Below are 25,517 nucleotides of genomic sequence, written 5' to 3' on the forward strand. Positions count from 1 at the left end.
TTGGCGCCATGATCCACTACCAGCTGTGTTTCCCCAATCTGGAAACCCGCTATTCCTTCAACGATCATGTGCTGGGCTACCTCACCGGCCAGACCGTAGAGAAAAGCCAGTATCAGGCCGCCATCTACCGCAACCTGACCACCGCTGATTTGCCCGCTTTTGAAGAAACCCTGCGCGGCCTGTTCGCCTCCATCCCCTACAACAACTACGTCAACAACACCATCAGCAGCTATGAAGGCTACTACGCCAGCGTCATCTACGCCTATCTGGCCAGCCTGGGGCTCGACCTCACCGCCGAGGATGTCACCAGCAAAGGCCGCATCGACCTGAGCCTGCGGCTCGACAACGCCATCTATCTCATCGAATTCAAGGTCGATGGCGGTGGCAAGGCGCTGGAGCAGATCAGGCAGCGCAACTACCAGCAGAAATATCAGGGCCAGGGCAAGCCCATTTACCTGATCGGCATCGACTTCGACAGCGCTGAACGCAACCTGACCGCGTTCGACTGGGAGCAGCTGGGCTGAGTGACGCTCATCCCACCTGGCGAAGCAATCTGCCGAGGAGTAGGCTGTAGGCGCGGCTTGTAGCCGCGATGGCAGGGGCAGGGGATGATCGCGGTTACAAACCGCTCCCACAACGGCCTCAATGGCCAGTGCAAGGAAGAATTGCGGCTACAAGCCGCCACAGGGCCAGAATCCCCAGCCTAGGTGGTTTTAGCAATAGCGATTTTTCATCGTTGTGGCAATGCGATGTCATCGCGTTCAGTTCATGCAAAGCTGCCATTTGACCACCTCGGCTCTTAGAAATATTAAAACCCTATCAAGAAAGGATCCGGTTATGGCATTCCTTACGGAAATCGAAGAAACCCCCTTAAGCGGCCTGCAGCATGTCGACGCGCTGTTGATGCCAGGACCGGACTGGAACTATCTCACGGAAGATGGCTCGACCTTCCGAACCACGTTGACCTACAGTTTTTCCATTAGCAGCGGCATTGAGGGCGACAAGTCAGAGTTGAGAGCCTTCAGTGAGCAACAGATGGGAGCGGTACGCAGCATTCTTGATGACATCCGTCAAATCACCGGGATTTCTTTTACAGAAACAGACGCAGGTACCAATGCCGATCTGCACTTCGCCGCGGCGCAGCTTTCACTGGATCTTGCCGGACTCTGCAGCTACCAGTCCTCTTACGGTTATCAGGCTGATCAACTCACCTCATACGAGGCCGATGCCTGGGTTTACCTTAATCACGCGGTTTCCTCATACACCACCGAACCCGTAGGCGGATCAGCCACCTGGGAAACACTGCTCCACGAAATCGGCCACGCCCTGGGTTTGAAACACCCCTTTGAAACCAGTGGCGACAACAGCACGGTCTTATCAGCTCCCTACACAGATGATAAAGCCTACACCCTCATGTCTTACACGCGGGAAACGGCTGGAGAATATTACAGCACCTATAATGAATATGACCTTGCCGCGCTGACCTATCTGTACGGGGTCGATGGCCTGAGAGGCAACTGGGGCATCGCTACTGATGGAACCTATCTGGTGGGCTGCAGTCTTGATGAAATCTTTGAACTGCCGGCCGGATATGTCGCGCTGGCAGATCAGGGAGGAGAAGACCGGGTGGTCTATCAGGAAGGATCGGCTACTTATGTCCTAGAAACCAGTGAAGATTGGCTTATTATTAAAAACGCGGAAGCCGTTCATTTCATCGACAACAGCATTGAGTATATTCAGTTCTCGGATACGCTCATGAGCTATGATGAGGCTTACAGCATTGCTCAAAATTCAGACAATCAGGCACCGCAGGCACAAGATGATGACGCAAGTGTCTCCGCAGACACCCTGATAACGCTTGATGTTCTTGAAAATGACAGCGATGCGGATGACGATGAGCTTTCCGTGGCCATCATCACCACGGCCAGCCACGGCACCGCTGTTATCAATACAGATAAAACCATCACCTATCGTCCCGAAATCTACTATTCCGGCACAGACCAGATTGTGTATGAAATCAACGATGGCAAAGGCGGTACGGATCAGGCCACTGTCAATATCACCATTTCGCCGGCGGAGTCGACAGTTCCGGGAGGATTAAACCAGACCGAGGTTTCGCAGTTGTATGTCGCCATTTACGGTCGGGCCTCGGAAGGTTCCGGTAACCGCTTCTGGCAGCAAGCAACCGAAAAAACCGCAGCGGCAGCGGCGATGCTTGATTCCCAGCCTTCGATTGATTATTTCGGCGAAGCGCTCAACAGTGATTTCGCTTTTATTTCACATATTTACGAGAACACACTAGGGAAAACGGCTGAAGAGGACCCTGAAGGAGTGAATTTCTGGGTTGGGGCGCTGACCGGTGCAGCACCATTTGATCGCAACTACAGTCGCGAAGAAGTGATCGTCAGTTTGATCGATGCCGCCATGGACCCACAATACCGGGGTCTGGCTGCACAGGAGCGTTTTGTCAACAAGGTCGCCGCGTCAAATTACTGCGCCAACAACATCGAACAAGCCACTGTCACCCAAATCGACACCTTCATCGGGTATATCGCTGAGGTCACCAATGACCCGTCTACGCTGTATCAGGCGCAGCAATCAATCGATTCCGCCGCTGATCCTGAAAGCGCAACGGCCGGAGAGCAAACAGCAACCCTCAACAGCGTTCTGTATCTGCAGGATTGGGCATGAAGTTACAGAAACCTTCGGGCAGGATTCTGATTGCCGGGGCCGGGGGAGGAATCGGCACCGCCCTGTGCCAGCACCTGCGCACCTGCGGGATGGAAACCGTCGCCCTGCGCCGCGATCGGAACGACCGGTATGCCCTGCAAGAGGCAACGGCAAAAAACAGCCTGGTTTGCTGCGCCGGCATCGCGCACCGCAAGGCAAGCATCGAAGCCTACCAGCGATCCAATATCGCAACCCCGCTGTGCCTGGCCAGACAAGCCAGCCGTGTCGGGGTAAAACGCCTGATCTTCCTTAGTTCCATCAAGGCCGTTGGCATCAGCGCAGAGCAGGCAGGCCTGGAAACCCCACCGAGGCGGATCGATCCCTACAGCTGGAGCAAACGACGCGCCGAGTTGCTGCTGGAACAGCATTGCCGCGCCAACGGACTGGAACTGGTGGTTCTGCGGCCGGCGCTGGTTTGCTCTCCGCAGGTGCGTGGCAATTTGCGCCTGCTGCTCCAGGGCCTGACTTGGGGGCTGCCTCTGCCGCTGCTACCCCGGCAGGCGCCCAAACCCCTTATTGGCATCGACAATCTGGTATCCGCCATACATTATTGCCTGATCTGCGACAGCCGGTTGATTCAGGAAAGCCCTTTCATTCTGTATGACGAGCCGCCCCTGTCTCTGGCACAGCTGTATGAAGAACTTAGCCGGCAACTGCGTCGCCGGCCACAGGTTCTGCCATTGCCAGACGGTCTGGCAACATGGCTGACCCATCTTCCTGCCGGTTTGATCCAGGGGCTCTCACCCCTGCTACAGCAACCACCACCCCCACGAATAGCGCCTCCAGGCTGGCAGCCACCACTGGGGTTGGCGCAGGGACTGGAACGCATGGTCGAAGGTTTCCGCCAAACGGGTTAAAACCCTTGCGTCACGGCCAAGGCCGGCGCGGCGGCGTCCTTGGCCGACAGCAGCGGTTCCATGCCGGCCAGCGGCCAGTCGATGGCCAGCTGCGGATCATCCCAGCGAATGGCGCGTTCGGCTTCCGGCGCATAATAGTCCGTGGTCTTATAGAGAAACTCGGCCACTTCGCTGAGAACAACAAAGCCATGGGCGAATCCTTCCGGCAGCCACAGCTGGCGTTTATTTTCAGCCGACAGCCGCACGCCGTACCAGCGACCGAAGCTGGCGGAAGAACGCCGCAGATCGACGGCGACATCGAAGACCTCACCGACCACGCAGCGCACCAGCTTGCCCTGGGCGGCTGGCGGCAGCTGGTAGTGCAGCCCGCGCAGCACGCCGCGCACCGAGCGCGAATGGTTGTCCTGCACAAAGCGAACCGGTCGACCAACAGCGCCATCGAACTGGCGCTGATTGAAGCTTTCCATGAAAAAGCCGCGCGCGTCACCGAACAGGCGCGGTTCGAACAACAGCAGATCGGCGATGGGCGTGGCGATTTTCTGCATGTTCAGCGTGCCTCTTGTTCGGCCAGCACCCGTTCGAGATAGTCGCGGTAGCTCGACCGGGGGGTCGCGGCGATCACCTGGCGCATCTGGTTGGCATCGATAAACCCCTTGCGCAGGGAGATTTCTTCCAGACAGGCAATCTTGAGACCCTGACGGGCTTCGAGGGTGCCGATGAAATGGCTGGCTTCGAGCAGGCTCATGTGGGTGCCGGTATCAAGCCAGGCGATGCCGCGTTCCAGGCGCTCGACGCGCAGCTGGCCACGTTTGAGATAAGCCATGTTGACATCGGTGATTTCCAGCTCGCCACGGGCCGAGGGCGCCAGCTGACGCGTGATATCGACCACCTGCCCGTCATAGAGGTAAAGTCCCGGCACGGCATAGTGGGACTTCGGCTGCGAGGGTTTTTCCTCGATACCGATGGCATTGCCGTTTTTGTCAAACTCGACCACGCCGTAGCGCTGCGGATCGGTGACCGGATAGCCGAACACGGTAGCGCCGCCGGCAAAGCTGGCAAAGATACGACTGAGCTCCATCTTGCCGTAAAAGATATTGTCGCCCAGGATCAGGCTGACCGGATCACCGGCGATGAAGTCCTCACCAACCAGAAAGGCCTGGGCAATCCCCTTGGGTTCGGGCTGCACGGCGTAGCGCAGGCGGATACCGAAACGGCTGCCATCACCAAGCAGCTCGGTGAAACGCGGTGTGTCCTGCGGGGTGGAAATGATCAGGATATCGCGCACACCGGCCCGCATCAGGGTCGACAGCGGGTAATAGATCATCGGCTTATCGTAAACCGGCTGCAGCTGCTTGCTGGCCACCAGGGTCAGCGGGTACAGACGGGTGCCGGCCCCACCGGCCAGCACGATTCCTTTGCGGATTGCAGTCATGGCAACACTTTCCAGAAAAAACCGGCACGGCGGGAACAGCTTACGGGCCGCTCCAGCACATCAATGATTACAGACGAGATCCTGACAAACGCTTCAAAAGCGGCTCAGCAACCCCGCGACAGCTGCGCCGCCGCGTCATGGCGCTGACGCAGATACGTAGCGAGCGACGTGCGCCAGTCGGGGATGTGGATACCGGTATGGTGACAGATCTTGTCCTTCGCCAGCACCGAATAGGCCGGCCGGCGGGCCGGCACGGGATACTCTGCCGTGCGCAACGGCCGGATCTGCCGCGCCCGCACGGGAGAGCCCAGGGCGCGCAGCTGTTCAACGATGGCGCAGGCAAAGTCGTACCAGCTGCAGCAGCCGGCATTACTGTAATGGTACAGGCCGAAGGGCGCGGCGGCCCCACCACGGAGCCCGACCAGCCGCCAGAGCGCCGCGGCCAGATCGACGCTGAAGGTCGGCGTGCCCTGCTGATCGGCGACGATGCCGAGTTCCTCGCGTTCAGCCGTCAGGCGGGCAACGGTTTCGACAAAGTTCGCTCCACCGGGGCCATAGAGCCAACTGGTGCGAACAATGTAATACTGGCTCAGGCCACTGGCGACCACGGCCCGCTCCCCCTGCAGCTTGGAACGGCCGTAAACACTCAAAGGCCCAGGAGCATCCTCTTCGCAATAGGGCCTGCGCGCAGCGCCGGAGAACACAAAATCCGTCGACAGATGCACCAGGGTGGCACCCAGCCGCTGCGCCAGTGCCGCCAGATGACCGGGGCCGGCGCCGTTGACAGCAAAGGCCCGCTCGGCCTCGCTTTCGCAGGCATCCACCCGGGTGAAGGCGGCACAGTTGATCAGCAGCTGCGGCCGCAAAGGTTCCAACGCCACCGCCATGCCCGCCGGATCGGTCAGATCGAAGGCCGGCAGATCGAAGGGCAACAGCTCGATACCCTCTGGCGCAGTCTGGCGCACGGCCTGGGCCAGCATGCCACCGGCGCCGATAAGGGCAACCCGCAGCGGCGGCTGGCCGGGCCCTCTGAAGTGCCCGTTGCCGTCCGGCGCACCCCTCACGCCCCTTCTCCCAGGCCCAGGCGTTGCCGCTGGTAGCTGCCGTCCTGCACCCGCCGGCACCAGTCACGGTTGGCCAGATACCAGTGGACGGTTTTACGCAGGCCGGTGGCAAAGGTTTCCTGCGGCCGCCAGCCCAGTTCGCGCTCAATTTTACCGGCATCGATGGCATAGCGTCGGTCATGGCCCGGCCGGTCAGCCACATGGCGGATCAGCCCGCGGAAACCGGCCGGATTGTCGCCCGAGCGGGCATGGGCGCTGTCCGCTGCCAGTTCTTCCAGCAGATCACAGAGGGTGTGGACCACGTCGATGTTGCGCTGCTCGTTATGGCCACCGATATTGTAGGTCTGGCCGATGACCCCTGTTGTCAGTACACGCCAGAGGGCGCGGACATGATCCTCAACATAAAGCCAGTCACGCACCTGCGCACCGCTGCCGTAAACCGGCAGCGGCTTGCCTTCGAGGGCATTGAGAATCATCAGCGGAATCAGCTTTTCCGGAAAATGATAGGGACCATAATTATTGGAACAATTGGTAAGCAGGGTCGGCAGGCCATAGGTACGCTGCCAGGCCCGCACCAGATGATCCGAGCTGGCCTTGCTGGCGCTGTAAGGCGAACTGGGGGCATAGGCGGTCTGTTCGTTGAACAGCTCGGCCGGATCGGCCAGATCGCCATAGACCTCGTCGGTGGAGATGTGATGAAAACGGAAGGCGGCCTGGCCGGCCTCATCCAGCCGCTGCCAGTAGGCCCGCGCAACCTCCAGCAGGGTATAGGTGCCAACCATGTTGGTCTGGATGAAGGCAGCCGGACCATCGATGGAGCGATCAACATGACTCTCCGCCGCCAGATGCATCACCGCCGTCGGGTGATGGCGCTCAAAAACCGCCTCCAGCGCCGGCCGGTCGCAGATATCGACCTGCTCGAAGACATAGCGCGGACTGCCACTGACCGTCGCCAGCGATTCCAGATTGCCGGCATAGGTGAGCTTGTCGACATTGACCACGCGCACGGCGGTTTCGGCGATCAGATAGCGAATCAGGGCCGAACCGATAAAACCGGCGCCGCCGGTAACCAGCAACTTCATGTCCCTCCCCTCCGGTCAAACCCAGAAATAGCGTTCCCTGACAGATACCGGGTTTATCCCCGCAACTCCGGATACCAGTACTCCAACTCCTGCAGGCGCTGGCGAATCCGCTGGCCCACCACCGCCGGATGGAGCTGCTGCTGAATGTCCAGCGCGGCCCGCGAACCCAACCGAGCGGCAAGGTCGGGCTGTTGCACCAGCTGTTCCAGGCACCAGGCGGCATGATCAATATCGGCCTCAGCCCACAGCGGTCCAGCCGGGTAGGCACCCAAATCGCGGTCAAGCGGCTTCAATGCGTAGCGAACCGGCAGCGAATTGTCCACCGTCATGAAATCCATATTGGCTGACCAGCCCGTAGCGATCACCGGCTTGGCCAAGGACATCATTTCCGCTGGGGCCAGACCAAAACCCTCGGCCCGATGCAGCGACAGCAGGGCATCACAGCAAGATTGCAGATCCCAGGTCTGTTGCCGGGTCAAAAACTCATGAATGAAGAACACATTGGCCAGATCGGCCACCTCCGCTTCCAGTTCCGTCAATGCTGCCGGATGATGTTGGCCGTTGATGGTTTTGATCACCAGCCCCAGAGACTTCTGCGACCTGGCCGCCAGCCGAAAGGCCGCTATCGCCGCCTGCGGATTCTTGCGATATTGGTAGGAGTGGAAATCGTACATCACCAGCACCAGGAAGCGGTCTTCCGGCAAACCGAACGACTGCCGGCAAGCAGCGGCCGACGGGGAGAACTGGATAGCATGAGGTACGCGATACACCGGAACGGGGGCCACGGCGGCGACCGCCTCCTGCACAAAGGTCGAAGGCACCCAGATCTCATCGACATGGGCAAAGGCCGCATAGTGTGACGGTGGCACCACCGGCTGCTCCCAATGCCAGAAACCGATGCTGTAGCCGGCAGGCTGGCGGCCACCAAGCTGCAGCTGTTGCGCGGTCGCAGCCGTCTGGTCGGCATTGACATAAAGTAAATCGACCGGATAGCGCAGATCACTGGCCAAGGCCATGATGCTTTCATCGCGCTGCAGGTTCTGGCTCTGGTAACCGACATCGGTGGCGGAAAACGGGATATCGACCGCCACACAGGAGCGGGCCAGTGACCGCGCCGCCTCACCGACACCCAACTCGGCCCGCAGATAACCGATCAGGTTGATGCCTGCCGGACCAGGCCGGTCAAGCGGGGAAACAACAGGGACGCCAGCCTGCCGCTGGGGGCGCATCACGACATGGGTATGGGCAATCCCCGGCTCTGCCCCCCGGGGGGGGCGATAGGCCAGGGAAGGCCAGAACCGTCCACTTCGCTCCAGACCCCAGGCCAGGGGTTCAGCCACTGAGCGTTTGAGCAGTCGCGGAGTAAACTGCACCTCGTTGACCAGACGCACCAACCGCGCCAGCCAACCGGGCGTGGTGCGCGCTTCCGGCGACAAACCAACCGACAGCACGGTTCGCGCCATGCCCAACGGTCTGCCCATGCGCGGGCCGAGGGCCAGCAGCGCATCCCGCTCAGGCAAACGGCCCAGCAGTCGCAGGTACAGCTGTTGCAGGCGGTGAACATGTAACGGCGCAACCTGGTGTTCGGCCGAAATCGCGCTTTTATCCTGAAAACGCAAACTCAGGCGCGACGCACAATCAAAAGGCTGACCGGCGCATTGCTGGCGCAGCTGTGGATCACAGCGAAAATTATGCCGTTCCGCATCCTGGATAGGCGTCCCCTCGGCAAAACAACCGAAGCCATAAGGCGCAAGCCGATAACGTTCGGCATTGTTCGCCAGCACCTGTTCGGCATAGTCTTCGAACCGTCTGCGGGTCGCTGACGGCAGATTGCTGAAGGTAAAACGGTTTTGATGTTTCGAGACCCGCTCGGGGGCAAAGGGATCGAACCCACTGAAATGGAAAAAGACCAACGGCTGACCATTGACCTGCGGGTCAGCAAGCGGGGCGCTGTCACGGATAACGCGCTGGGCCAGATTCCAGTAGGCGACGTTGTAACCCGGATGGCGCAGGATCGCGACCTGGTCGAACAGGCCCGGCACCAGATCCATCCAGCTCTGATCGACAAAAATACCGCTGTTGATATCAACAATGCAGTCCCGCCGCAGTTTTTCCTGCCACCAGTGCAGATAAGCCAAGGCCGTATCACTGGCAGCAACGGCACAAAAACCCAGATTGTAGGTTCCGGCCCGGCGGATATCCAGCTCTGTCGGGCGATAGCTGTCGTTCAGCGGCGCCAGCAGGTGAGGTGTCAGAACAATTTTAGCGCCGGCGGAAAAAAGATCGAACAGCGCCGCCAGCGGCCGGTACAGAAAGATATCGGGATCAAGGTAAATCACCTGTCGATAGCCACGTTGCAGCAGATGCTGCAGGGCCCAGGGCTTGACCGCCGTGTTGAGTTCCAGAACCGTATACTGAAAAAGAAAGTCATCGCCATCGGGCAGATGCAGCTGGTCAAGGCGAATCGTATCAAATTCTGCCCTAAGTTCTTGCGCATAGGACAAGTCGGTATCGACGATGACGCAAAAGCGATCGGCGTCAGGCATCTGACGTGCGACACTCTGCAGCAGTGTGCGGGCGAAATGCAGGTAGTTGTTGCTGACAATGGTAACAACGGCCAGGTCGTTCATGCGCAGAGACACCCCCGCTTCACATCAGAAATGGAAAAGATCATCCTTGTCAAATTGCGCGGTCTTGCGCTCCTCGCCGGCTGAGGGATCAAGCGGCCGGCTCAGACGACGCACAACCGAAACCATCCCCATCGAATACAGCTGACCCCAGGCAATCGCCAGTGCGCCACAGCGACGCAATTGCAGGAAGGCGGCATCGTCAAGCGTATTGAGGCGCTCCGCATCCACGCGGAACAGGTCCTGGCGCGCCGCACCATCCGCTGCCTCAGCGACAGCTGGAAGCACCCAGGGCACCAGAACGCCGCTGCGGGCCAAAGCATCCACAGCCGCCTGGGTCTGACAGCGGTTCTCCTCGACCTGGCGCAAAAACTTCAGCACATCAACAACCGCCGGAGCCAGTTCTCCTTCCGCGGTAAAAAACGCTTCGCCGGCGCCACGCTGTGGCAACAGCAGACCGGAATCCTCCGCCACCGCCAGTACCGGCTGATCTACTCCCTGCAGCCGCAGCAAGCCAAAAGGATAACTGCGGAACGCTGAAGGCACATAACCGCCCCGCCATTGGCCGGTCGTCGTCACAAAAGCATTCTGCTCAGGCTGTAGCGCCAGCAACGCAACCAGACGATAACGCCGTTCCTGGCCCTGTGCGCCGAACGGTTCGAAGGCCAGCGGCAAGGCCAGCAGCGCAGCAGCGATTTCAGCGGCAACCAGCGGCGCCGTGCCCTGTCGGGCGGCAAAGGAAAACGAGGTAAAACGGCGCCAGGAACAGGTTGCATGGCGCTGCAGAGTCACCGGCGTCCACGCCATGAGATCTCCTCCAGATTTGAATAAAAGATATCTTAATGCAAAACCCTTCGGGCTGGCTCGGCAACCATCAGAGCAGCGGCCCCGGTCATCCAGCCGGGCCAGAGCGCCTCAGGCCAGCCCGCCTGCCGCCACTGTGCATACAGGATGTTGAGCCACTGCCGCAAAGCCGTCTGTCGCAACGACAAACTGGCAATTTCCTTGATTTCGCCTGGGGTGAGCGTCACCTTGAAGCCCAGCCGTACAGCCTGGGCACTGCTGGAAAAATCAATACTCTCAACCAAAAAAGGTCTGCCGCTAGCCGGAACCGGCGTTTCCGGCGCGGCACCGCCAGGGCCACCCGGTCGCGCCAGACTCTGCACAACCTCCGTCTGACCGGCATCGGCGCAGCTGTGCTGCTCCAGCCAGGCCAACAGATGCGCAACAACCCGGCTGAGCAATCGTTGTGTTACCCACAGCAACACAACCTCCCCGGAAGGAAGCTGGCCGCTCAGGCGCATACGATCCTCAAGGGGATGATAAACCGTCGTTAACCGCTGCAATTCCAAGGCTTCAGCCCTTTTCCCGGCGGCCGCGCACAGCCGCGCATCACTCACCAGCCCTCGCCAGCAAACACCGGGGCATTGTGCTGCGCACCAATTTCATAGAGAAACTCACACACCAGCGCGTCCTGCAAAGCCACCCCGGTAGAGACAAACAGCAGGCTCTGCCCATCGACCAGGGCGTTTGCGTCGAGATCGCGCAACTCCGTCAGGCGATCTTCCGCAAGAAGGCCCGCCTGATGCCAGCGTTTCATGTCCCCCAGACAAATTGATTGGCGGGAGTCCGTAATCAACCGGTGGGTGCGCATCAGCGACTCATCAAGTTCACTGAGATTGTCGGCGTCCGCCCCGACACTGGCAATGAACCGCAAATGACCGGCATTTTCTTGATAACACAGAGGTGTCTGCGAAGTGGTCGCCAGAAACACCGCTTCCACTGTCGTCAACAGCTCCGCCTGGGCGAGAAAGTCAACCCTAAGTTCCGGAAGATACTCAGAACACAGCCATTCAAACCGCTGGCGGATAGCACAATCCGGATCATGACAGACCAGCCGACGGCAACCCAGCCAGCGATGGAGAATCACCGCCATATAAAAACCAATGCGTCCAACCCCGCACAACCCGATGGACGCCGGTTTCAACCCGCTGCGCGCCAGCGCCAGACAAGCAATGGCGGCCGTACGAAACGACGAAAGCACGCAAACATCCATAAGGGCAAAGACATGGTTATCCGTATAATCGATCAGCAATGCCTTGCCAACACAGATCTTATCCTTGATTCTCCGCTGCTCTTCGTTGGTTCCGATAATCTTGACACACTTCAGCCGTCGCGAATGAACAACGCAGGGCATAACCCGGAAATCTCCCCGCAACCCCGGCTGGGTAAAAACCTGTTTGACCGGCAGCAGAATCTCGCGTTCCTCAGGCCAGCTGGCATAAAACCGCTCCAGCCGTTCCATGAACGGTTCCACCTGTGTCATCAGAAGCCGATGGATCTGGCTATCGGTCAGATAAATCCAGCCCTCATCGGCCAAGCGCAACCATGAAACAATCTTGTCGTCCGGCACATTCCTGGCACCCGTGTTTTCCGTACGGCAAGTTTCCGGCATCAGTCTGCCCGCCTTGCGTCAGACTGCCGCTGAAACCGTTTACCCCAACCGATCATAAGTTGCTCCAACTCCACAGATCGGCCAGGCGCAAGCGATAGCGCTGCTGCATCACAGCAAGTCAGGGCATCATCCACCCAGACCACCCGGCGCACCGACTCCAGCGGTAAACCCGTTGTTAAAAACTCATCGTTGTGCACAACCACTACCAGCGCCTCAACTTCAGACGAAAGCACCAGCGCCCGCACCCGCCGATACAGCGAGTTCAGCGGCAACGGCCAGTGTGTGCCCTCGGGGGTCAGTACCTGGTCCTGACTACACAGATGGCACTTGCGCCCACCGCGTGCCAGTCGCAGCTGACGGGCGCGGGCCGCCTTAAAAGCGGCCTCTCCTCCCACATAAACCTCCACGGGGATCAGCCCATCACCACCCAGCAGATCCTGCAGAAAGGGTTGCAGGGAAGCCGCCGAAACATCTCGCGCCCCCAGCAAAGGAGCGAAATTGACCTCATTAATAATGGCGCCGTTTTCATGCCAGGGAACAGCGATATCCGTAGTCATCAAATCAATCCCGGCCACCCGGAGATTGAACAGTTCGGTGGCCGCCAGAGCCACACGGATATTTTCCGGATGCACCAAGGTGGTCACATCTTCGTTGGTGCCACCAAACGCGGTCGATTCGATGTTCCGCAACGGAATCAGCACACCGGCCGGGACAATACTGGTTTCCGTATAGCCCGCTGCCTGGATGGCCGCGCGCGCCAGTGCATCGAGAGGCCGGATCTCGGACCGCAACCAGGAAGCCCTGCGCTGTTCATCTTCGCAACGCCGCTGCACCAGCTCTACAATGCTGCTGCAACCATCCCCCGTTACCGTCAGCGGCAGACGCTTAACTGCGTACAACAATCGCCCATGGGCAACAAACAGCCGGTGACAGACCCCCGCAACACAGCGTTCAACCAGCACCCGGCGGGAACGCGAACTGCGCAAGGCCCGCTCGAAAGCATCCTTCAGCGTCGCCTCTTCGGTCACGTTCACCGTCACAGCCTCACCACGATCCCGGTCGACAGGCTTAACCACCACCGGCCAGCCCAAAAACCGGGCAGCATCCAGCGCCGCGGCTTCCGAAACCACCTGACGATGTTCTGCCGCGGGCAAACCCGCCAAACGCAACAACCCAGCTGTCACCGCCTTGTCCTGAGCCAGCTTCGACCCCAGAAAGGAATCTGCGTCTGTGATGCTGCGATCAATCCGCCGAGCCCGATTGCCCCAGCCCAGTTGGAAAACTCCATTACCAAAATGAATAAACGGAATGTTCAGTCGATAAGCCGTCCGCAGCAGATAAAAGGTCGACTTGCCTGGCATCAGCCGGGAAAACGGCAGAATGAAATCCTTCTGGCAGGTCGCATCGAAGCGGGCAAAGTTCGCCGCATCCGGTGTTTGGCGCACAGCCCAATCGCAAAGCCGAAACGCCAGTTTTAGGGCCTGGTCATAGACCGACCGCGGCATCTGATCAACCAGAGGCAGCGCCACCCGGACACTCAAGGCGCCGGAGGCTGTCGACAGCGGACCGGACAGGATGGCCGGCGGATCAAAAACCGGCATGCGAACCGCGTGCAACAGGGCATAAGCGACAGACAGACAACCGCGCAACCAATCCAGCTCCGCCGTTTGTCCTTCAATCTCATCGCCATGAACACCGCCCCCGGTTCCCGTGTCCAGCCGCTCCAGCCAGGGAATAAGCAACTTTGCCCCGAAATCCACAGGAACACTGAATGAGAACTGAAAGAAGACCTTCAACTGCCGTACTGGCAGCAGCTGACCACCAGGTAAGTCTACAGACATAGATTCATCGTTCACTTGGCAAACGGCTGGTTAGCACACCTGTTTAATCGTTGCGCTGATGGCTTCCTGCGAAAGCAACATCAACCAGGCTGCAACAAAAAGGGCCCTGGCAGGAGGGGTTCCCCCGACAAGACCCGCGACGGAACCCTCTCTAACAGGATGTTGAAAAAGTCCCATCCGGGGCTTTTTCAACGACGCAAGCCGAAAATGCGATTTCCGTCTTGCTCACAAAATCAATCCATTACGAAGTAATGATTGATTTTGGTCGCCCGTCCATGGGCTCCAGCAGGCTGTTTTTCAACAGCCTGCCAGACTATTGCTGCTGTTCACTGGCCTGCTGGGCAGCAAGATGCTCACTCAGCGCCTTGCCATAAGCACTCCGCGCCGTCTGACAAACAGCAATCTGCGCCTGCAACTCAACAATTCTGCGATCAACAAACTGAATCATCGACAGTTGTTTTTTTGCCTCGTCGGCGAGGTTTTCCGTTTCGTATTCGCGACCATCGATCGTAATTTTCGCCATAACATTCTCCCTTGAAAGTTAAATCTGACTTACCCTAAAAAACGGCAACGGCTGCGATTGTCGTCAAAAACAGGCAACAATGCAAATGATTTTCCATAACGGGAGCTTAAAGGAACAAGAAACAAAGCCCGCCACAGCCTAAAGGACGTGTGGAAACCGGCAACCCAAGGCAAACACCCCTGGCTGAAAAACATGCTTTCCCCTTGCAAGGAATCGGTTCGATCTTTATAAACTGGAAGCATCACAGGCAGGCGCCAACCAGCTTTTCCAGCGCCAGCTCAATACAGCCGTGGCCAATTCGTTTCCCCAGCAGGCAATCCTCTCAGCATCTCTTCAGAACACTACAGGATTCCTTTGATTTCTGCTTCCTCCCTCAATATCGCCACCTGCTGTACGCAATTACAGTGCGACCGCGGCAATGCTGCCAAAACCGCTTTGCGCTGGCTAGCTGTCGATGGAACGCTGCGCGACTACAGCTTTGCCGAGCTTGACCAGTTATCGAATCGTTTCGCCAACGTGCTACACCCGTTCGCCCTGCAACCGCAATCGGTCATTGCCACCCTGCTGCCAAAATGTCCGGAGCATTTCATCGCTTTTCTGGGCACCCTCAAACAGGGCCAGATCTGCGCTCCCCTGTTTGCCAATCTGGGCGATCTCGCCCTGCGTGACCGTCTGGCCGACAGCCGCGCCCGGTTACTGGTCACCCGCAAAAGCCAACTGAAAAAGATCCTGCGCCATCAGCAGAACCTGCCGGATCTGCGTGCCATCCTGTTGACCGACAGCACCGAGGATCTGGCACCGCACATCCTCAGCTATCCCAAACGACTCCAGCAAGCTTCGATCCATTTCAGCGCCTTGCCAACAGCAGCCACCACGCCGGCGCTGCTGCATTACACCTCCGGCTCCACCGGACAACCCAAAGGGGTTCTGCACGTCCATGGCAGTCTGCACCAGCAACGGATCAGCGTCCATGAGGTACTGCAGCTGCAACCCGACGATCTGTACTGGTGCACCGCCGATCACGGCTGGATTACCGGCAGTGTTTACGGCATCATCGCTCCCTGGAGTGAAGGTATCCGGCAACTGCACTACGGTGGCGGCTATGCCGCCGACCGCTGGTGCAACATTCTCAGCCAACAACAGGTTAGCGTCTGGTACACGGCGCCCACCGCCCTGCGCCTGCTGATGCGGGAACCGGCGGAACAGTTGCGCCTGCTGCACCTGCCTCATTTAAGACACATCTTCAGCGTCGGTGAGCCCCTCAACCCCGAGATTCTCCGCTGGGCACAGCAAACGCTCGGCAAAGAGGTTTACGACACCTGGTTTCAGACCGAGACCGGTGCCATCGCCATCGCCAACCGTCCTGGCCTGACCCTGCGGCCGGGTTCCATGGGAAAACCTGTCAGCGGTATTGAGGCAGCCATTCTCGATGCTGCAGGACAGCCCGTCGCCGATGGCGTTCCCGGCGATCTATGCCTGCACCGCAGCTTCGGTTCTTTGTTTACCGGCTATCTCAATGCCACAGCAGCCTACCAGGCCAAATTTCGTGGCGATTATTACTGCAGTGGCGACTGCGCCAGTCGTGACGCGCAGGGCTATTACTGGTTCAAGGGCCGCACGGACGATGTCATCAACACCGGCGGCCATCTGGTCAGCCCGTTTGAAATCGAAAGCGCCCTGCTTGAAGTGGCGGAAGTGGCCGAATCCGCCGTTGTCGGCATCGATGACGATCTGCTTTACCAGAAAATCGTGGCCTTTGTGCAACTGCATGACGGTTGCCCGGCCAACCGGGAGCTGGAAATTCGCCTGCGCCTGCATATCAGCAACCGGGTTTCCACCATCGCCACCCCTCAGGACCTTGTTTTTATCAACCAGATCCCCAAAAACACCAGCGGCAAGATCCTGCGCCGGCTGCTGCGGGCGCGCTATCTCGGCCTGCCCGAAGGGGATCTCTCCACTCTGGACTGCCCATGAATCTGAACGATCAGCTCAATACCATTTTCCGTGAAGTCTTCGACGACGACAGCATCGTCCTGCGCCCGGACACCACTGCTGACGATATCGATGGCTGGGATTCCCTCTCCCACGTCAACCTGATTGTCACCATCGAAACGCGGCTGGGCATCCGCTTCGCGCCCCGCGAGTTGCTGACCTTCCGTAATGTCGGCGATCTGATGACCAGTATCCGCAACAAGCTGTCCTGAAGCGGCCATCGTCCGCACCATGAGCTTCACCTCCGCCGAATATTTGCTGCTGCTGGCCACCGTGTGGCTGGGCTATCAGCTCCTACCTGCCCGTTACCGCTGGTCGCTGCTGCTTGTTGCCAGCTACCTGTTCTATGCCGGGCTTCAGCTGCCCTACCTGCTGGCATTGCTGGCCCTGGTCACTCTGGTCACCTATGGCTGTGGCCGGCTGTTGACCCAATGCCGCAGACCGGCCAGCGCCACAGGGGTGTTCTGGCTCGGCATCGGGCTGAACCTGGCCCTGCTGGTCGGCCTGAAATACCTGCCGTTTCTCAGCGCCAACCTCACCGCCCTACTGCGCCTGACCAGCGGCACAGAACTCACCTGGCACACGCCGGTATTCAGTGCGGTCGGCATCTCCTATCTGGTGTTCCAGGCCATTTCCTATCTGGCCGACATCCGGCTAGGCGTTCGGCCAGCCGAACGCCACCTGGGCTACTTCGCCCTGTATATGGCGTTCTTCCCCAAACTGCTGCAAGGCCCCATCGAACGCGCTGATGACCTGCTCCCCCAGCTGCGTCAACCGGCGATCGGCTTAAGTCATGACAACCTGCGTCACGGCATTGTCCTGCTCCTGTGGGGCATGTTCCAGAAAAGCGTGCTGGCCCAGCGACTGGCACTCTGGGTTGACAGTGTCTATGCCGCGCCCCAGCACTACCAGGGGCTGACTCTACTATTGACCAGCTATGCTTACGCCTGGCAGATCTACATCGACTTCGCCGCCTATACCAGCATGGCCCTCGGCAGCGCCCTGCTGTTCAACATCCGCCTGACCGACAACTTCAACCGGCCCTATCTGGCCACCTCCATCGCCGACTTCTGGCGGCGCTGGCATATCAGTTTTTCGCGCTTTATCCTCGATTACATCTTCAGACCGCTGCAAATGCACTGGCGCCAGCTGCGCAATGGCGGCACCGCCCTGGCCCTGCTGGTGACCTTCACACTATCGGGGCTATGGCACGGCGCCAGCTGGAACTATATTGCCTGGGGGGTGTCGCACGGCCTGATGCTGGCCGCCTCGGTCTTCTATCGTCCCTGGCAGAAAAAACTGCAACATCTCCTCGGGCTGCATAATGCCCGGTTTTTGCCCCTGTGGCAGCGTTTTGTCACCTTTCATCTGGTCAGCCTGGCCTGGATTCTGTTCCGCAGCGACAGCCCAGAGCAGGCGTGGGACATGCTCCGGGGGATTGCCCGATTGGCACAACAGGGCAGCGCCGGCATTCAGCCGGCAATTCAGCAATGCAGCCAGCTGCTGGCCATGGCCGGCAGCGATAAGGTTCTGCAACCCCTGCTGTTCAGCGTCGCCCTACTTCTCTATACTGGCATCGGCTGGCTACGACCAGCCAATATTCCAAGGCTGCAGCCCCTGCAACGCTGGAGCCTGTATCTGCTACTGCTCGGCGGCATCCTGCTGTTGCGGGTGCCGGCCAACAGTGACTTCATCTACTTCAGGTTCTGATCAACATGTCGACCGCTATCCGATCGGTGCTGGGCAAACTGCTGCTGGCCTGCAGCCTTGGCGGCCTGCTTTACGCCATCCTGCTCCATTGCAGCGATCAGGGACGGCAACGCGACAGCGCCATCTTTCAGCTGGAACAGCTAAAAACCCGTTTGCGGCAACCACACCCCCGACAGAACATCCTGCTGGGTGACAGCCGGGCGCTGGCCGTCAACTTCAGCGGCACCCTGGCCGACGCTCCCGTCAATCTGGCATTTTCCAACAGCGGCGGTCTCTATCCCTATATCTATTGCCTGCAAAACTATCTTGAAAACCACCCGGCGCCACAGCGCATCTACTGGTCATTCATCCCGCTCATGCTCACCGATACCTGGGAGATTTTCAAACAGCCCGCGCCCGTCGGTGTCCCGGAAATCTACCGTGCCGCCCGCCTATACACCTTAAAGAATCTGCTCAATCCGCGTGACTACCCAATCTTTATGCGTTTCCCGGCCAGCAGCCGGGCCATCCTGGCCGCCAAACTGCTGATCGATCCTGAAGCCGCCATCCAGTATCTGGCCAGCGGCGGCCGACCAGCCGACTTCTCCCGCAACTACAATCCGGCCAGCGGAGCCTTGCTGTTCGATCTGGAACGGCAATGGCATTACACCGAAAGCACCTATCTCGAACAAGTACCGTTCGTTCCAGCACAACAGGCCATCGCTTTCTTCGAGCAGTTTCTTGAACTGGCCCGACAGCATCAGATCCAGGTCTGCTGTTTCAACATGCCCATCCCCCGCCCCATTCATGAAAAACGCCAGCAACAAGGATTTTACCGGCGTTATTTCGCAATTCTGGAGGATTTCCGCAGCCGCTTTCCCGAAACCTTTTTTTACAGTGACCTCATTCCCGCCTACGACTGCGACGAATTCAGCGACGGCAGCCACCTCAACAAGGCTGGTGCTGATCATTTCGAACACGAAACCTGGCCGCAACTTGTCAGAAACTTTCCGCAAGGCGAGCGCGGCTGAATACCTCTCTCACAAAAAAACACCCGTGCTGGCACCTCTGGTGCGGTGAGAACAGCTTGCCGGAATCAACGAACGCTTCAACGGTCGCCTAAAAAACACCTATCGAGATGAGATAATAAGCCACGGCATGGAATTGTCTGCCAAGCGACAACCCATCACCGCAGCGGCAAAAACGGTCGCAGTGCCTGCACCAGACGATCGGTACTGCACTGCAGATCGTGTTGTGAAGCGGCCTGCCGTGCCCGCTGACACCAGTGTTCGTAACAGGAGGCATCGTCAAACAGCTTTTCAATATGATCCACGACCGGCTGAAGGGCCACAGCGGAAAGCTCAGGAAGATAGGGCGGCCGGTAACATTCCTTTGGCAATTGCAAAGCCAGACCTCCCTGACCGGCCATTTCCGGCAGACCACCCCGGGCAGTCACCACGACGGGCACACCATTGAGCAAGGCTTCCGCTACCACCCGGCCAGCACTTTCCCACCACAGACTCGGCGCCAGCAACAAGCGCGCCCGGCCATAAACCGGCCGCATATCCGCCGTATTGGGCGTTACCACCACATTGGTCAACTGGTCCCGCGGCTCCCCCAGCTTTTCCGTCACCTGGCGCAGCGTTTCATGCCAGGCACCGCGCGATTCGACCACCTCGAAAATGATGTCCGGCCGCCGCCGTTCCAGCAACAACGCCAAACGGATCACCAGCGCCGCACCCTTGGCCAGAGACGGATTGACAAACAACAGATGCTGACGGGTTGATTCGGCCGCCACCACCTTTGCCGGATCAACAAACAGCCCCAAAGGAACCGCCTCAATACCAAGCCGCTGGCGGTACATCCGCGCCGCCGCCTGTGAATTGGTCAGCACCAGCGCCAGATCACGAGCAAAACGCTGCTGGGTATAGTTGCCATTAGCCAGATAAAAAGCCACCGGGATACCCAGCTGCTTAGCCTCACTGGCAAGCAGCAGATCAAGGGTTTTCCCGCCATAGGTGAACACCAGATCCGGCTTGAAGGTTTCCAGCAGTTGGCGGTAGCGCATAAACCAGATGGATTCCTCGCCGCTCTGCATAGCGCGACGCTGGCTGCTGGCTGTCACCAACAGCACATGCTGCAACGATTCATCGGTGAGCGTGACAAAACGGCCGACGGCTTTTTTCAGCGCCTCTCCGTGGCCTTGCAACACCCCGGCTCCGCGAGGATGATCGAAATTGGTGGCCCCGAGAATCTGCACCTCATAACCGTGGCGCTGCAACTGCAACAGCATTTGGCGCACCGCCATGGAGGCTCCGCTGCTGCTATCCAGCAGGCAAAAAACGTTGGCCCACAGAACCCGTGGACGGCGTGACAAGCCAGATGGCGGTAAGGATTCGGTCATAACGGCAAACGCGCCTTTCATCGAAAATTTGACTGCTGACCATCGTCAGGATTAGAGATCTTCCACAACGGAATACGGCTCTTTCGCTGCGGCTTGTTCTCACAGCAAAGCACTTCCACAACAACGCCGCTCCTACAGGGCCGGAGTATTACGGGAACCACCATTAGATTTTGTGATCGCCATCTGGCGCCGAACAAAAGCAGCGATACGTTCATTCAATGCAGCCGCTGCGGTCGAGGGCTGATTGATCAGCACCAGCGTCCGTTCGCAACCATCACACAACCGTTTTTCCAACCAGGGTTCAACCGCAGACCAATCCTCCAGCCGCTGAACCGGCTTGTGATGGCCCGCCTGTTGTCCCAGCCGCAGCAGTTCCGCCGTCAGCAGGCGGGGCAAATCTCCTGCGGCATACAATGGCAGGGCCGTCTTCGCCTGGTAGGTCTCCGGTCGGTCAAAACAGACAAACTCATCCATCAACGGATACAGACAGCGACAGGACTCCAGATGACGCTGCGGCGGCTCCCCCGCCGAGCGCGTCATCACCAGAATGCGGCGGCGAATACCCTCGCGCCGGCAGAGGGAATCAATGAAGGGGGCCAGCACCGCCAGTGACGCCTTCTCCCCTGCCTTGTCCAGGACATAAAACACCGCGCCAGCACGCTGGACACTGGCCCGGAACAGATGATTCCCGGCATCAAGTCGCAAGGCAGGCAAGCGTCGTTCCCAGCCGGTCAGCGCCACCGGACCGAACCAGGCCGCCCCGACAGCGGCCAGCAGCTCTTCCAGGGTTTTTTCACCCAACATCCCCTGATAGGGCAGAACATCCTGCAGTGACAGCCGCGCAACAACCCTGTGCTGCTGGTAAACGCACAAACCGAGAGGCTGGCCCAGGGCCGTACGCTCAACTCCCAGAACCCCCAAGGCTTTGTGGCTGAGTTGCTGGAGCCTGGCCGGTTCGGCAGTCACGCTGAACCAGACCAGACGCCCGGCCGGCCAGCGCTCAGCCAGCCTGCGGCACTGAGCATCATCGAAATTGAGTACCACCCGATGCGCCGGCCGCAGGCCAACCGCCTTGACCTCCGCCATGGCGGCCAGACTGTCCACGCCATCAAGTCCCAGATGCACATCCTGAACGTTCAGCAAAACCGCGATACTGCTGCGGCGATACGGAACCCCCTGTTTGAGCAGCCCTCCCCGGCCCTGTTCAAACAGAGCCACTTCCACCTCCGGGCGACGCAACAGTGCGGCGGCACTGCGGCCGCCAATACAATCATCACGGGAAATTTGCCGACCACCAACCCAGGCACCATCGGAAGCCGCAACCGCCAGACACAAACCGCAGCCCTGCAGCAGCTGGCTCAACAGACGCACGGTCGTGGTCTTACCCACGCTGCCCGTAACCGTATAGATCGGCAGCTGCGGCAACTCGGCAGCGGCCAGCAAAGCGGCAGCAACTTCAGCCCCATCTGCAGCATCAGGCAGCAGAATCGCTTTCTGGCGCGCCCCTTGGCCAACGCGGGTCAGCCGGCCGGAGTCCCAGAACCAGTCGATTCTCTGCGAATCCAGACCTTTATGGAAATTCATCACCTCAGCTGGCGGCAACAAAGTGGCCAGCCGCGCCAGACGTCCCAGCCAGGGCCGCAAGGTCTGCTCCGGCACCTGCACCTGGCCCCGCTGGAGCAGGCAGGCCGCCCATTCAAGCAACGGAGTTACCGCAAGCAGAAGGTCATGCACGGCGCGGGGATAGGGACAGGCACTGACCACCACCAGCCGGCCAGACAGGTCCTGCTGCACCTGCAGCGGATAGTCCGGCACCCGCAAGGCGCGCAGAAGCCCTGTTAGCCAGGTTTCCAGCGGCAGTGATGCGGCAGATGCCGACTGCACCTGCGCCAGCCACGACCGCAGCACGGCCTGTTGCGATGCCAGATGACGATGCAGGTGCAAAGCCGCTGCCTGCCAGGAGGGCCAGAGCTCCGGCGACAGACGACAGAACCCCAGCGCCTCGACACAGGCAGAAGATTGATGCAAGGTCTGACCGCAAAAAAATCGGATACGCCAAGGTTCAAACAGCGGGTTCATGCAACACCACATCCACCAATGGCCGTACCACCGTCGCATCAAATCCGGTCAACCCAAGCTTCAGGGTTTCCGGCGTCAAACCATGAGCCCAGCCCAATGCCACGGCAAACAGCACCTCAACCTGATGGCACTGCGGCTGATTCCGCCCTGTCAGTGGAATGGCAAAGGACGGCAATAAGCGGGTTTCCCTCTCTCCTTGCGCCAGAATCAGCCATTTCAGTCCCCGTTCCTCACGCCAGTAAACCGCTTCGCCATCAGCCTGCAGCTGTGGCCAGACACTCTCGCGTCCCTGCGGCGCCACCAGAATCCGCCGCCGTGCACGACAGTTCCCGATCAGAGCCAGACTGCGCGCATCTGCGGCGTTAACCACCACCGCTTCGACCGTGCGCGCCACAACCTGCTCCCTGAGCCCGTCAAGACAATCCCTGTCATCCTCTTCCGGTTGATTACTCTGCCCACCGAGCAGCGCGGCAACAGCATAACCATCCAGCGGATGGCCATGTTCCAATAATTCGTCATGGCAGATTTCCAGCACCAGGGCCTGCAACCCTGGATCTGGCAGCAACATGCGGCAGGACTGATTGGCTGTTGACGTCGTTCGAGTCAACAACTGATTACCCAGCCAGAGGCCATGGGCCGAATGCAGACCGGCGCAACAACCGGCCGTCCGCCAGAGATGATGCAACAGATGGGCGACCCCGGTTCTGGCCCTGCTTCCGGCAATCGCTGTCGTCGGAATGCGGCCGGATCGACCGGCGAACAGGCGCTCGATGATTTCACCATTGATATCACGCGCCGGATCGCCCAGCCAATGCGGCCGGAAACCCGGCTGGGCATTGACTTCACAGATAGCAGCGCCGTTTTCACGCCATGAACAACGGATATCGGGACTGATAAAATCAATGCCGGCAATATCAAGTCCGATCAAGCGGGCGGCCCGTTCCGCCAGCAAACGGTTGTCAGGATGGATCTGACAGGTCACGTCCTCAGCCGTTCCTCCCGTACTGATATTGGCAGTCCGGCGCAAGACAACAAAACGGCCCGCTGCCGGAACCGCATCTGCCGCCAGTCCCTGCTCTTGCAAGCAGTCAGCAGCCTGTGCATCCAGTTCCAGCCGCATCAGCAAACTGCGTTTGCCGCTACCGCGGCGCGGATCAGCATTAAGCGCATCCAACAGCTGCATGACGCTCCGCTGGCCATCACCCAGCACCCCACCAGGAGCGCGGCGCGTTGCCATCAACAGCACCCCCTGCACCACCAGCAGACGGTGATCTTCACCCTTAATATGCTGTTCCACCAGGACCTGGCCGGGATCAAGGGCCTGGGCCTGCTCAAACGCCGCCAGCAGCGGTTTCCAGTCGCGGATATCCGGCACCACGGCACGTCCCTGATCCAGCCGCGCCGGCTTGACCACCACAGGCCAGCCTAGGGTCTCAGCCGCCTGCAACGCCTGTTGAGGCGTCGTCACGCGCAAGCTGCGTGGTACCGGCAAACCGGCAGCGGCCAGCAGGTGGTTGGTCGAGAGCTTCTCCTTGGCCAGCCGCGTCGCCAACACCGAAGTCGCGCCGGTAAAACTGCTGTTCAGACGTTGCTGCGCCTCGCCTTGACCCAGCAACAGAAGATTACCAGGCAGTAAAGCCAGCGGAATGCCGCGACGACGCGCCGCCAACGCAAAACACAGGCTGTTGGGCGAAAGACCTTCTCGCTGGGCGGCTTCCAGCAGTGTCGCCAGCTGCCGGTTTAGCTCCTGGCCAGCAGAAGATCTCTGCCCAATCGGCGCCAGAAACGCCAGCAACTGGCGCACCGCCAATGGCAGCAGCTGACGCAACAGTTGCGGTCGCCAACAGGGCAACGCCAGCACAACCGCTTCGGTCGATTGCGTCACCAGCTGAGCCGGACCAACCGCATCCCGCGCCTGCCGCTGCCAGGCCACGCAAAGAGCCGCCAACCAATGCGCCGGAGTTTCCATTGCCGCAGGTGGCGCCTCGCACAGCAAGGCCGCAGGAAAATTCTCCAGCGACACCCCGGCAACGGCGGCAAAAGCCTGCGCCACGCAGGCCTGCAGCCGCTGACGCACGGCAGGCTGCAACGCCGGCTGCAGCAACGCCGGCCAGCGCAGCTGTACCACCAGCGTCGAATCTTCCAGAGCGTACAGACTGCCCGGATAAAAACGGCATTGTTCCACACGAATCGTGCTCATTCAAAGATTCCTTCGTGGCAGCGGCCTGCAGCCGCGCAGATCGGTGCAAGGAAGGATCGCGGTTTAAAACCGCTCCTACAACCTACTCCTTAGCCAATTGCTTCCCTTGTGGGAGCGGCTTGCAGCCGCGATTTCTGTTGCAAGGAATATCGCGGTTAAAAACCGCTCCTACAATCTAATCCTCGGCTGATTGATTCGCCCGGTGGGATGAACGTCACTCAGCCCATCTGCTCCCAGTCGAATGCGGTCAGGTTGCGTTCAGCGCTGTCGAAGTCGATGCCGATCAGGTAAATGGGCTTGCCCTGGCCCTGATATTTCTGCTGGTAGTTGCGCTGCCTGATCTGCTCCAACGCCTTGCCACCACCATCGACCTTGAATTCGATGAGATAGATGGCGTTGTCGAGCCGCAGGCTCAGGTCGATGCGGCCTTTGCTGGTGACATCCTCGGCGGTGAGGTCGAGCCCCAGGCTGGCCAGATAGGCGTAGATGACGCTGGCGTAGTAGCCTTCATAGCTGCTGATGGTGTTGTTGACGTAGTTGTT

Annotated in this window: 21 protein-coding genes; 7 read left to right on the forward strand and 14 right to left on the reverse strand. The window is 59.4% G+C overall.

Translation table 11 applies throughout. The annotated features are described in order from the left end of the window. From BLR80_RS12020 to BLR80_RS12030, 3 genes are all read left to right on the forward strand, one after another. A partial coding sequence (locus BLR80_RS12020) for a PD-(D/E)XK nuclease domain-containing protein (RefSeq protein WP_171906448.1) occupies positions 1–524 on the forward strand: 524 nt, incomplete at its 5' end. A gap of 313 nt (positions 525–837) precedes the next feature. Further along, positions 838–2,691: an Ig-like domain-containing protein gene (locus BLR80_RS12025; RefSeq protein WP_171906449.1), complete on the forward strand. Its 1,854-nt coding sequence runs from the start codon at positions 838–840 to the stop codon at positions 2,689–2,691. Further along, positions 2,688–3,587, forward strand: coding sequence for an NAD-dependent epimerase/dehydratase family protein (locus tag BLR80_RS12030; RefSeq protein WP_092080606.1), 900 nt, complete (start codon positions 2,688–2,690; stop codon positions 3,585–3,587). The genes BLR80_RS12025 and BLR80_RS12030 overlap by 4 nt, the downstream gene beginning before the upstream one ends. On the opposite strand, the gene rfbC is transcribed toward BLR80_RS12030, so the two are convergent. From rfbC to BLR80_RS12080, 10 genes are all read right to left on the reverse strand, one after another. Continuing rightward, the gene (rfbC, locus tag BLR80_RS12035) at positions 3,584–4,132 is read right to left on the reverse strand and encodes a dTDP-4-dehydrorhamnose 3,5-epimerase (protein ID WP_092080609.1); all 549 of its coding nucleotides are present in this window, start codon (positions 4,130–4,132) and stop codon (positions 3,584–3,586) included. The two genes, BLR80_RS12030 and rfbC, sit on opposite strands and share 4 nt — an antisense overlap. A 2-nt stretch (positions 4,133–4,134) precedes the next feature. Then, on the reverse strand, positions 4,135–5,019 hold the full coding sequence (gene rfbA / locus BLR80_RS12040; protein ID WP_092080612.1) for a glucose-1-phosphate thymidylyltransferase RfbA: 885 nt from the start codon (positions 5,017–5,019) through the stop codon (positions 4,135–4,137). Between the two features lie 104 nt (positions 5,020–5,123). Next, on the reverse strand, positions 5,124–6,083 hold the full coding sequence (gene rfbD / locus BLR80_RS12045; RefSeq protein WP_245691529.1) for a dTDP-4-dehydrorhamnose reductase: 960 nt from the start codon (positions 6,081–6,083) through the stop codon (positions 5,124–5,126). Next, positions 6,080–7,165 (reverse strand): dTDP-glucose 4,6-dehydratase, encoded by a 1,086-nt coding sequence (rfbB, locus tag BLR80_RS12050; protein WP_092080615.1) that lies wholly within the window; start codon positions 7,163–7,165, stop codon positions 6,080–6,082. The genes rfbD and rfbB overlap by 4 nt, the downstream gene beginning before the upstream one ends. 53 nt (positions 7,166–7,218) lie before the next feature. Beyond that, positions 7,219–9,795 carry a glycosyltransferase gene (locus BLR80_RS12055; protein WP_143012169.1) on the reverse strand — a complete coding sequence of 859 codons (2,577 nt, stop codon included), beginning with the start codon at positions 9,793–9,795 and terminating at the stop codon, positions 7,219–7,221. A gap of 24 nt (positions 9,796–9,819) precedes the next feature. After that, positions 9,820–10,599, reverse strand: coding sequence for a SapC family protein (locus tag BLR80_RS12060; protein ID WP_092080621.1), 780 nt, complete (start codon positions 10,597–10,599; stop codon positions 9,820–9,822). A 32-nt stretch (positions 10,600–10,631) separates the two neighbouring features. Next, the gene (locus BLR80_RS12065) at positions 10,632–11,057 is read right to left on the reverse strand and encodes a hypothetical protein (RefSeq protein WP_143012170.1); all 426 of its coding nucleotides are present in this window, start codon (positions 11,055–11,057) and stop codon (positions 10,632–10,634) included. Between the two features lie 131 nt (positions 11,058–11,188). Then, positions 11,189–12,247 (reverse strand): hypothetical protein, encoded by a 1,059-nt coding sequence (locus BLR80_RS12070; protein ID WP_092080627.1) that lies wholly within the window; start codon positions 12,245–12,247, stop codon positions 11,189–11,191. Continuing rightward, positions 12,247–14,088, reverse strand: coding sequence for a hypothetical protein (locus BLR80_RS12075; protein ID WP_092080629.1), 1,842 nt, complete (start codon positions 14,086–14,088; stop codon positions 12,247–12,249). Before BLR80_RS12075 ends, BLR80_RS12070 begins: the two co-directional genes overlap by 1 nt. 313 nt (positions 14,089–14,401) lie before the next feature. Further along, positions 14,402–14,611, reverse strand: coding sequence for a DUF6447 family protein (locus tag BLR80_RS12080; RefSeq protein WP_092080632.1), 210 nt, complete (start codon positions 14,609–14,611; stop codon positions 14,402–14,404). A gap of 354 nt (positions 14,612–14,965) precedes the next feature. On the opposite strand from BLR80_RS12080, the gene BLR80_RS12085 reads away from it, so the two are divergent. The 4 genes from BLR80_RS12085 to BLR80_RS12100 are packed head-to-tail and all read left to right on the forward strand — an operon-like array spanning position 14,966 to position 19,323. Beyond that, positions 14,966–16,585: an AMP-binding protein gene (locus tag BLR80_RS12085; protein WP_092080635.1), complete on the forward strand. Its 1,620-nt coding sequence runs from the start codon at positions 14,966–14,968 to the stop codon at positions 16,583–16,585. After that, complete coding sequence (locus BLR80_RS12090) at positions 16,582–16,815, forward strand: acyl carrier protein (protein ID WP_092080637.1); 234 nt, start codon at positions 16,582–16,584, stop codon at positions 16,813–16,815. Before BLR80_RS12085 ends, BLR80_RS12090 begins: the two co-directional genes overlap by 4 nt. Positions 16,816–16,834: 19 nt before the next feature. Continuing rightward, complete coding sequence (locus BLR80_RS12095) at positions 16,835–18,313, forward strand: MBOAT family O-acyltransferase (protein ID WP_092080640.1); 1,479 nt, start codon at positions 16,835–16,837, stop codon at positions 18,311–18,313. Between the two features lie 5 nt (positions 18,314–18,318). Beyond that, positions 18,319–19,323 (forward strand): DUF1574 family protein, encoded by a 1,005-nt coding sequence (locus BLR80_RS12100; RefSeq protein WP_092080643.1) that lies wholly within the window; start codon positions 18,319–18,321, stop codon positions 19,321–19,323. Positions 19,324–19,478: 155 nt separating this feature from the next. Here the strand turns inward: BLR80_RS12100 and BLR80_RS12105 are convergent, their stop codons facing one another. The 4 genes from BLR80_RS12105 to BLR80_RS12120 all read right to left on the reverse strand — a co-directional run. Continuing rightward, a complete protein-coding gene (locus tag BLR80_RS12105; RefSeq protein ID WP_092080646.1) occupies positions 19,479–20,696 on the reverse strand; it encodes a glycosyltransferase in 1,218 nt (405 codons plus the stop codon). A gap of 132 nt (positions 20,697–20,828) precedes the next feature. Continuing rightward, complete coding sequence (locus BLR80_RS12110) at positions 20,829–22,724, reverse strand: Mur ligase family protein (protein WP_216095221.1); 1,896 nt, start codon at positions 22,722–22,724, stop codon at positions 20,829–20,831. 34 nt (positions 22,725–22,758) lie between these two features. Beyond that, positions 22,759–24,975: an ATP-binding protein gene (locus BLR80_RS12115; protein ID WP_092080652.1), complete on the reverse strand. Its 2,217-nt coding sequence runs from the start codon at positions 24,973–24,975 to the stop codon at positions 22,759–22,761. A gap of 218 nt (positions 24,976–25,193) precedes the next feature. After that, a partial coding sequence (locus tag BLR80_RS12120) for a PD-(D/E)XK nuclease domain-containing protein (RefSeq protein ID WP_171906450.1) occupies positions 25,194–25,517 on the reverse strand: 324 nt, incomplete at its 5' end.

This window comes from Desulfuromonas thiophila, from assembly GCF_900101955.1.
GTDB classification, from domain to species: Bacteria; Desulfobacterota; Desulfuromonadia; order Desulfuromonadales; family Desulfuromonadaceae; genus Pseudodesulfuromonas; species Pseudodesulfuromonas thiophila.

Bases quoted from the DNA above. Each gene is read 5' to 3' on its own strand.
- BLR80_RS12055 (WP_143012169.1), bottom strand. From the start codon at position 9,795: ATGAACGACCTGGCCGTTGTTACCATTGTCAGCAACAACTACCTGCAT.
- BLR80_RS12030 (WP_092080606.1), top strand. From the start codon at position 2,688: ATGAAGTTACAGAAACCTTCGGGCAGGATTCTGATTGCCGGGGCCGGG.
- BLR80_RS12075 (WP_092080629.1), bottom strand. From the start codon at position 14,088: ATGTCTGTAGACTTACCTGGTGGTCAGCTGCTGCCAGTACGGCAGTTG.
- rfbA (WP_092080612.1), bottom strand. From the start codon at position 5,019: ATGACTGCAATCCGCAAAGGAATCGTGCTGGCCGGTGGGGCCGGCACC.
- BLR80_RS12100 (WP_092080643.1), top strand. From the start codon at position 18,319: ATGTCGACCGCTATCCGATCGGTGCTGGGCAAACTGCTGCTGGCCTGC.
- BLR80_RS12025 (WP_171906449.1), top strand. From the start codon at position 838: ATGGCATTCCTTACGGAAATCGAAGAAACCCCCTTAAGCGGCCTGCAG.
- BLR80_RS12080 (WP_092080632.1), bottom strand. From the start codon at position 14,611: ATGGCGAAAATTACGATCGATGGTCGCGAATACGAAACGGAAAACCTC.
- BLR80_RS12090 (WP_092080637.1), top strand. From the start codon at position 16,582: ATGAATCTGAACGATCAGCTCAATACCATTTTCCGTGAAGTCTTCGAC.
- BLR80_RS12060 (WP_092080621.1), bottom strand. From the start codon at position 10,599: ATGGCGTGGACGCCGGTGACTCTGCAGCGCCATGCAACCTGTTCCTGG.
- BLR80_RS12070 (WP_092080627.1), bottom strand. From the start codon at position 12,247: ATGCCGGAAACTTGCCGTACGGAAAACACGGGTGCCAGGAATGTGCCG.
- BLR80_RS12115 (WP_092080652.1), bottom strand. From the start codon at position 24,975: ATGAGCACGATTCGTGTGGAACAATGCCGTTTTTATCCGGGCAGTCTG.
- rfbC (WP_092080609.1), bottom strand. From the start codon at position 4,132: ATGCAGAAAATCGCCACGCCCATCGCCGATCTGCTGTTGTTCGAACCG.
- BLR80_RS12105 (WP_092080646.1), bottom strand. From the start codon at position 20,696: ATGACCGAATCCTTACCGCCATCTGGCTTGTCACGCCGTCCACGGGTT.
- rfbB (WP_092080615.1), bottom strand. From the start codon at position 7,165: ATGAAGTTGCTGGTTACCGGCGGCGCCGGTTTTATCGGTTCGGCCCTG.
- BLR80_RS12095 (WP_092080640.1), top strand. From the start codon at position 16,835: ATGAGCTTCACCTCCGCCGAATATTTGCTGCTGCTGGCCACCGTGTGG.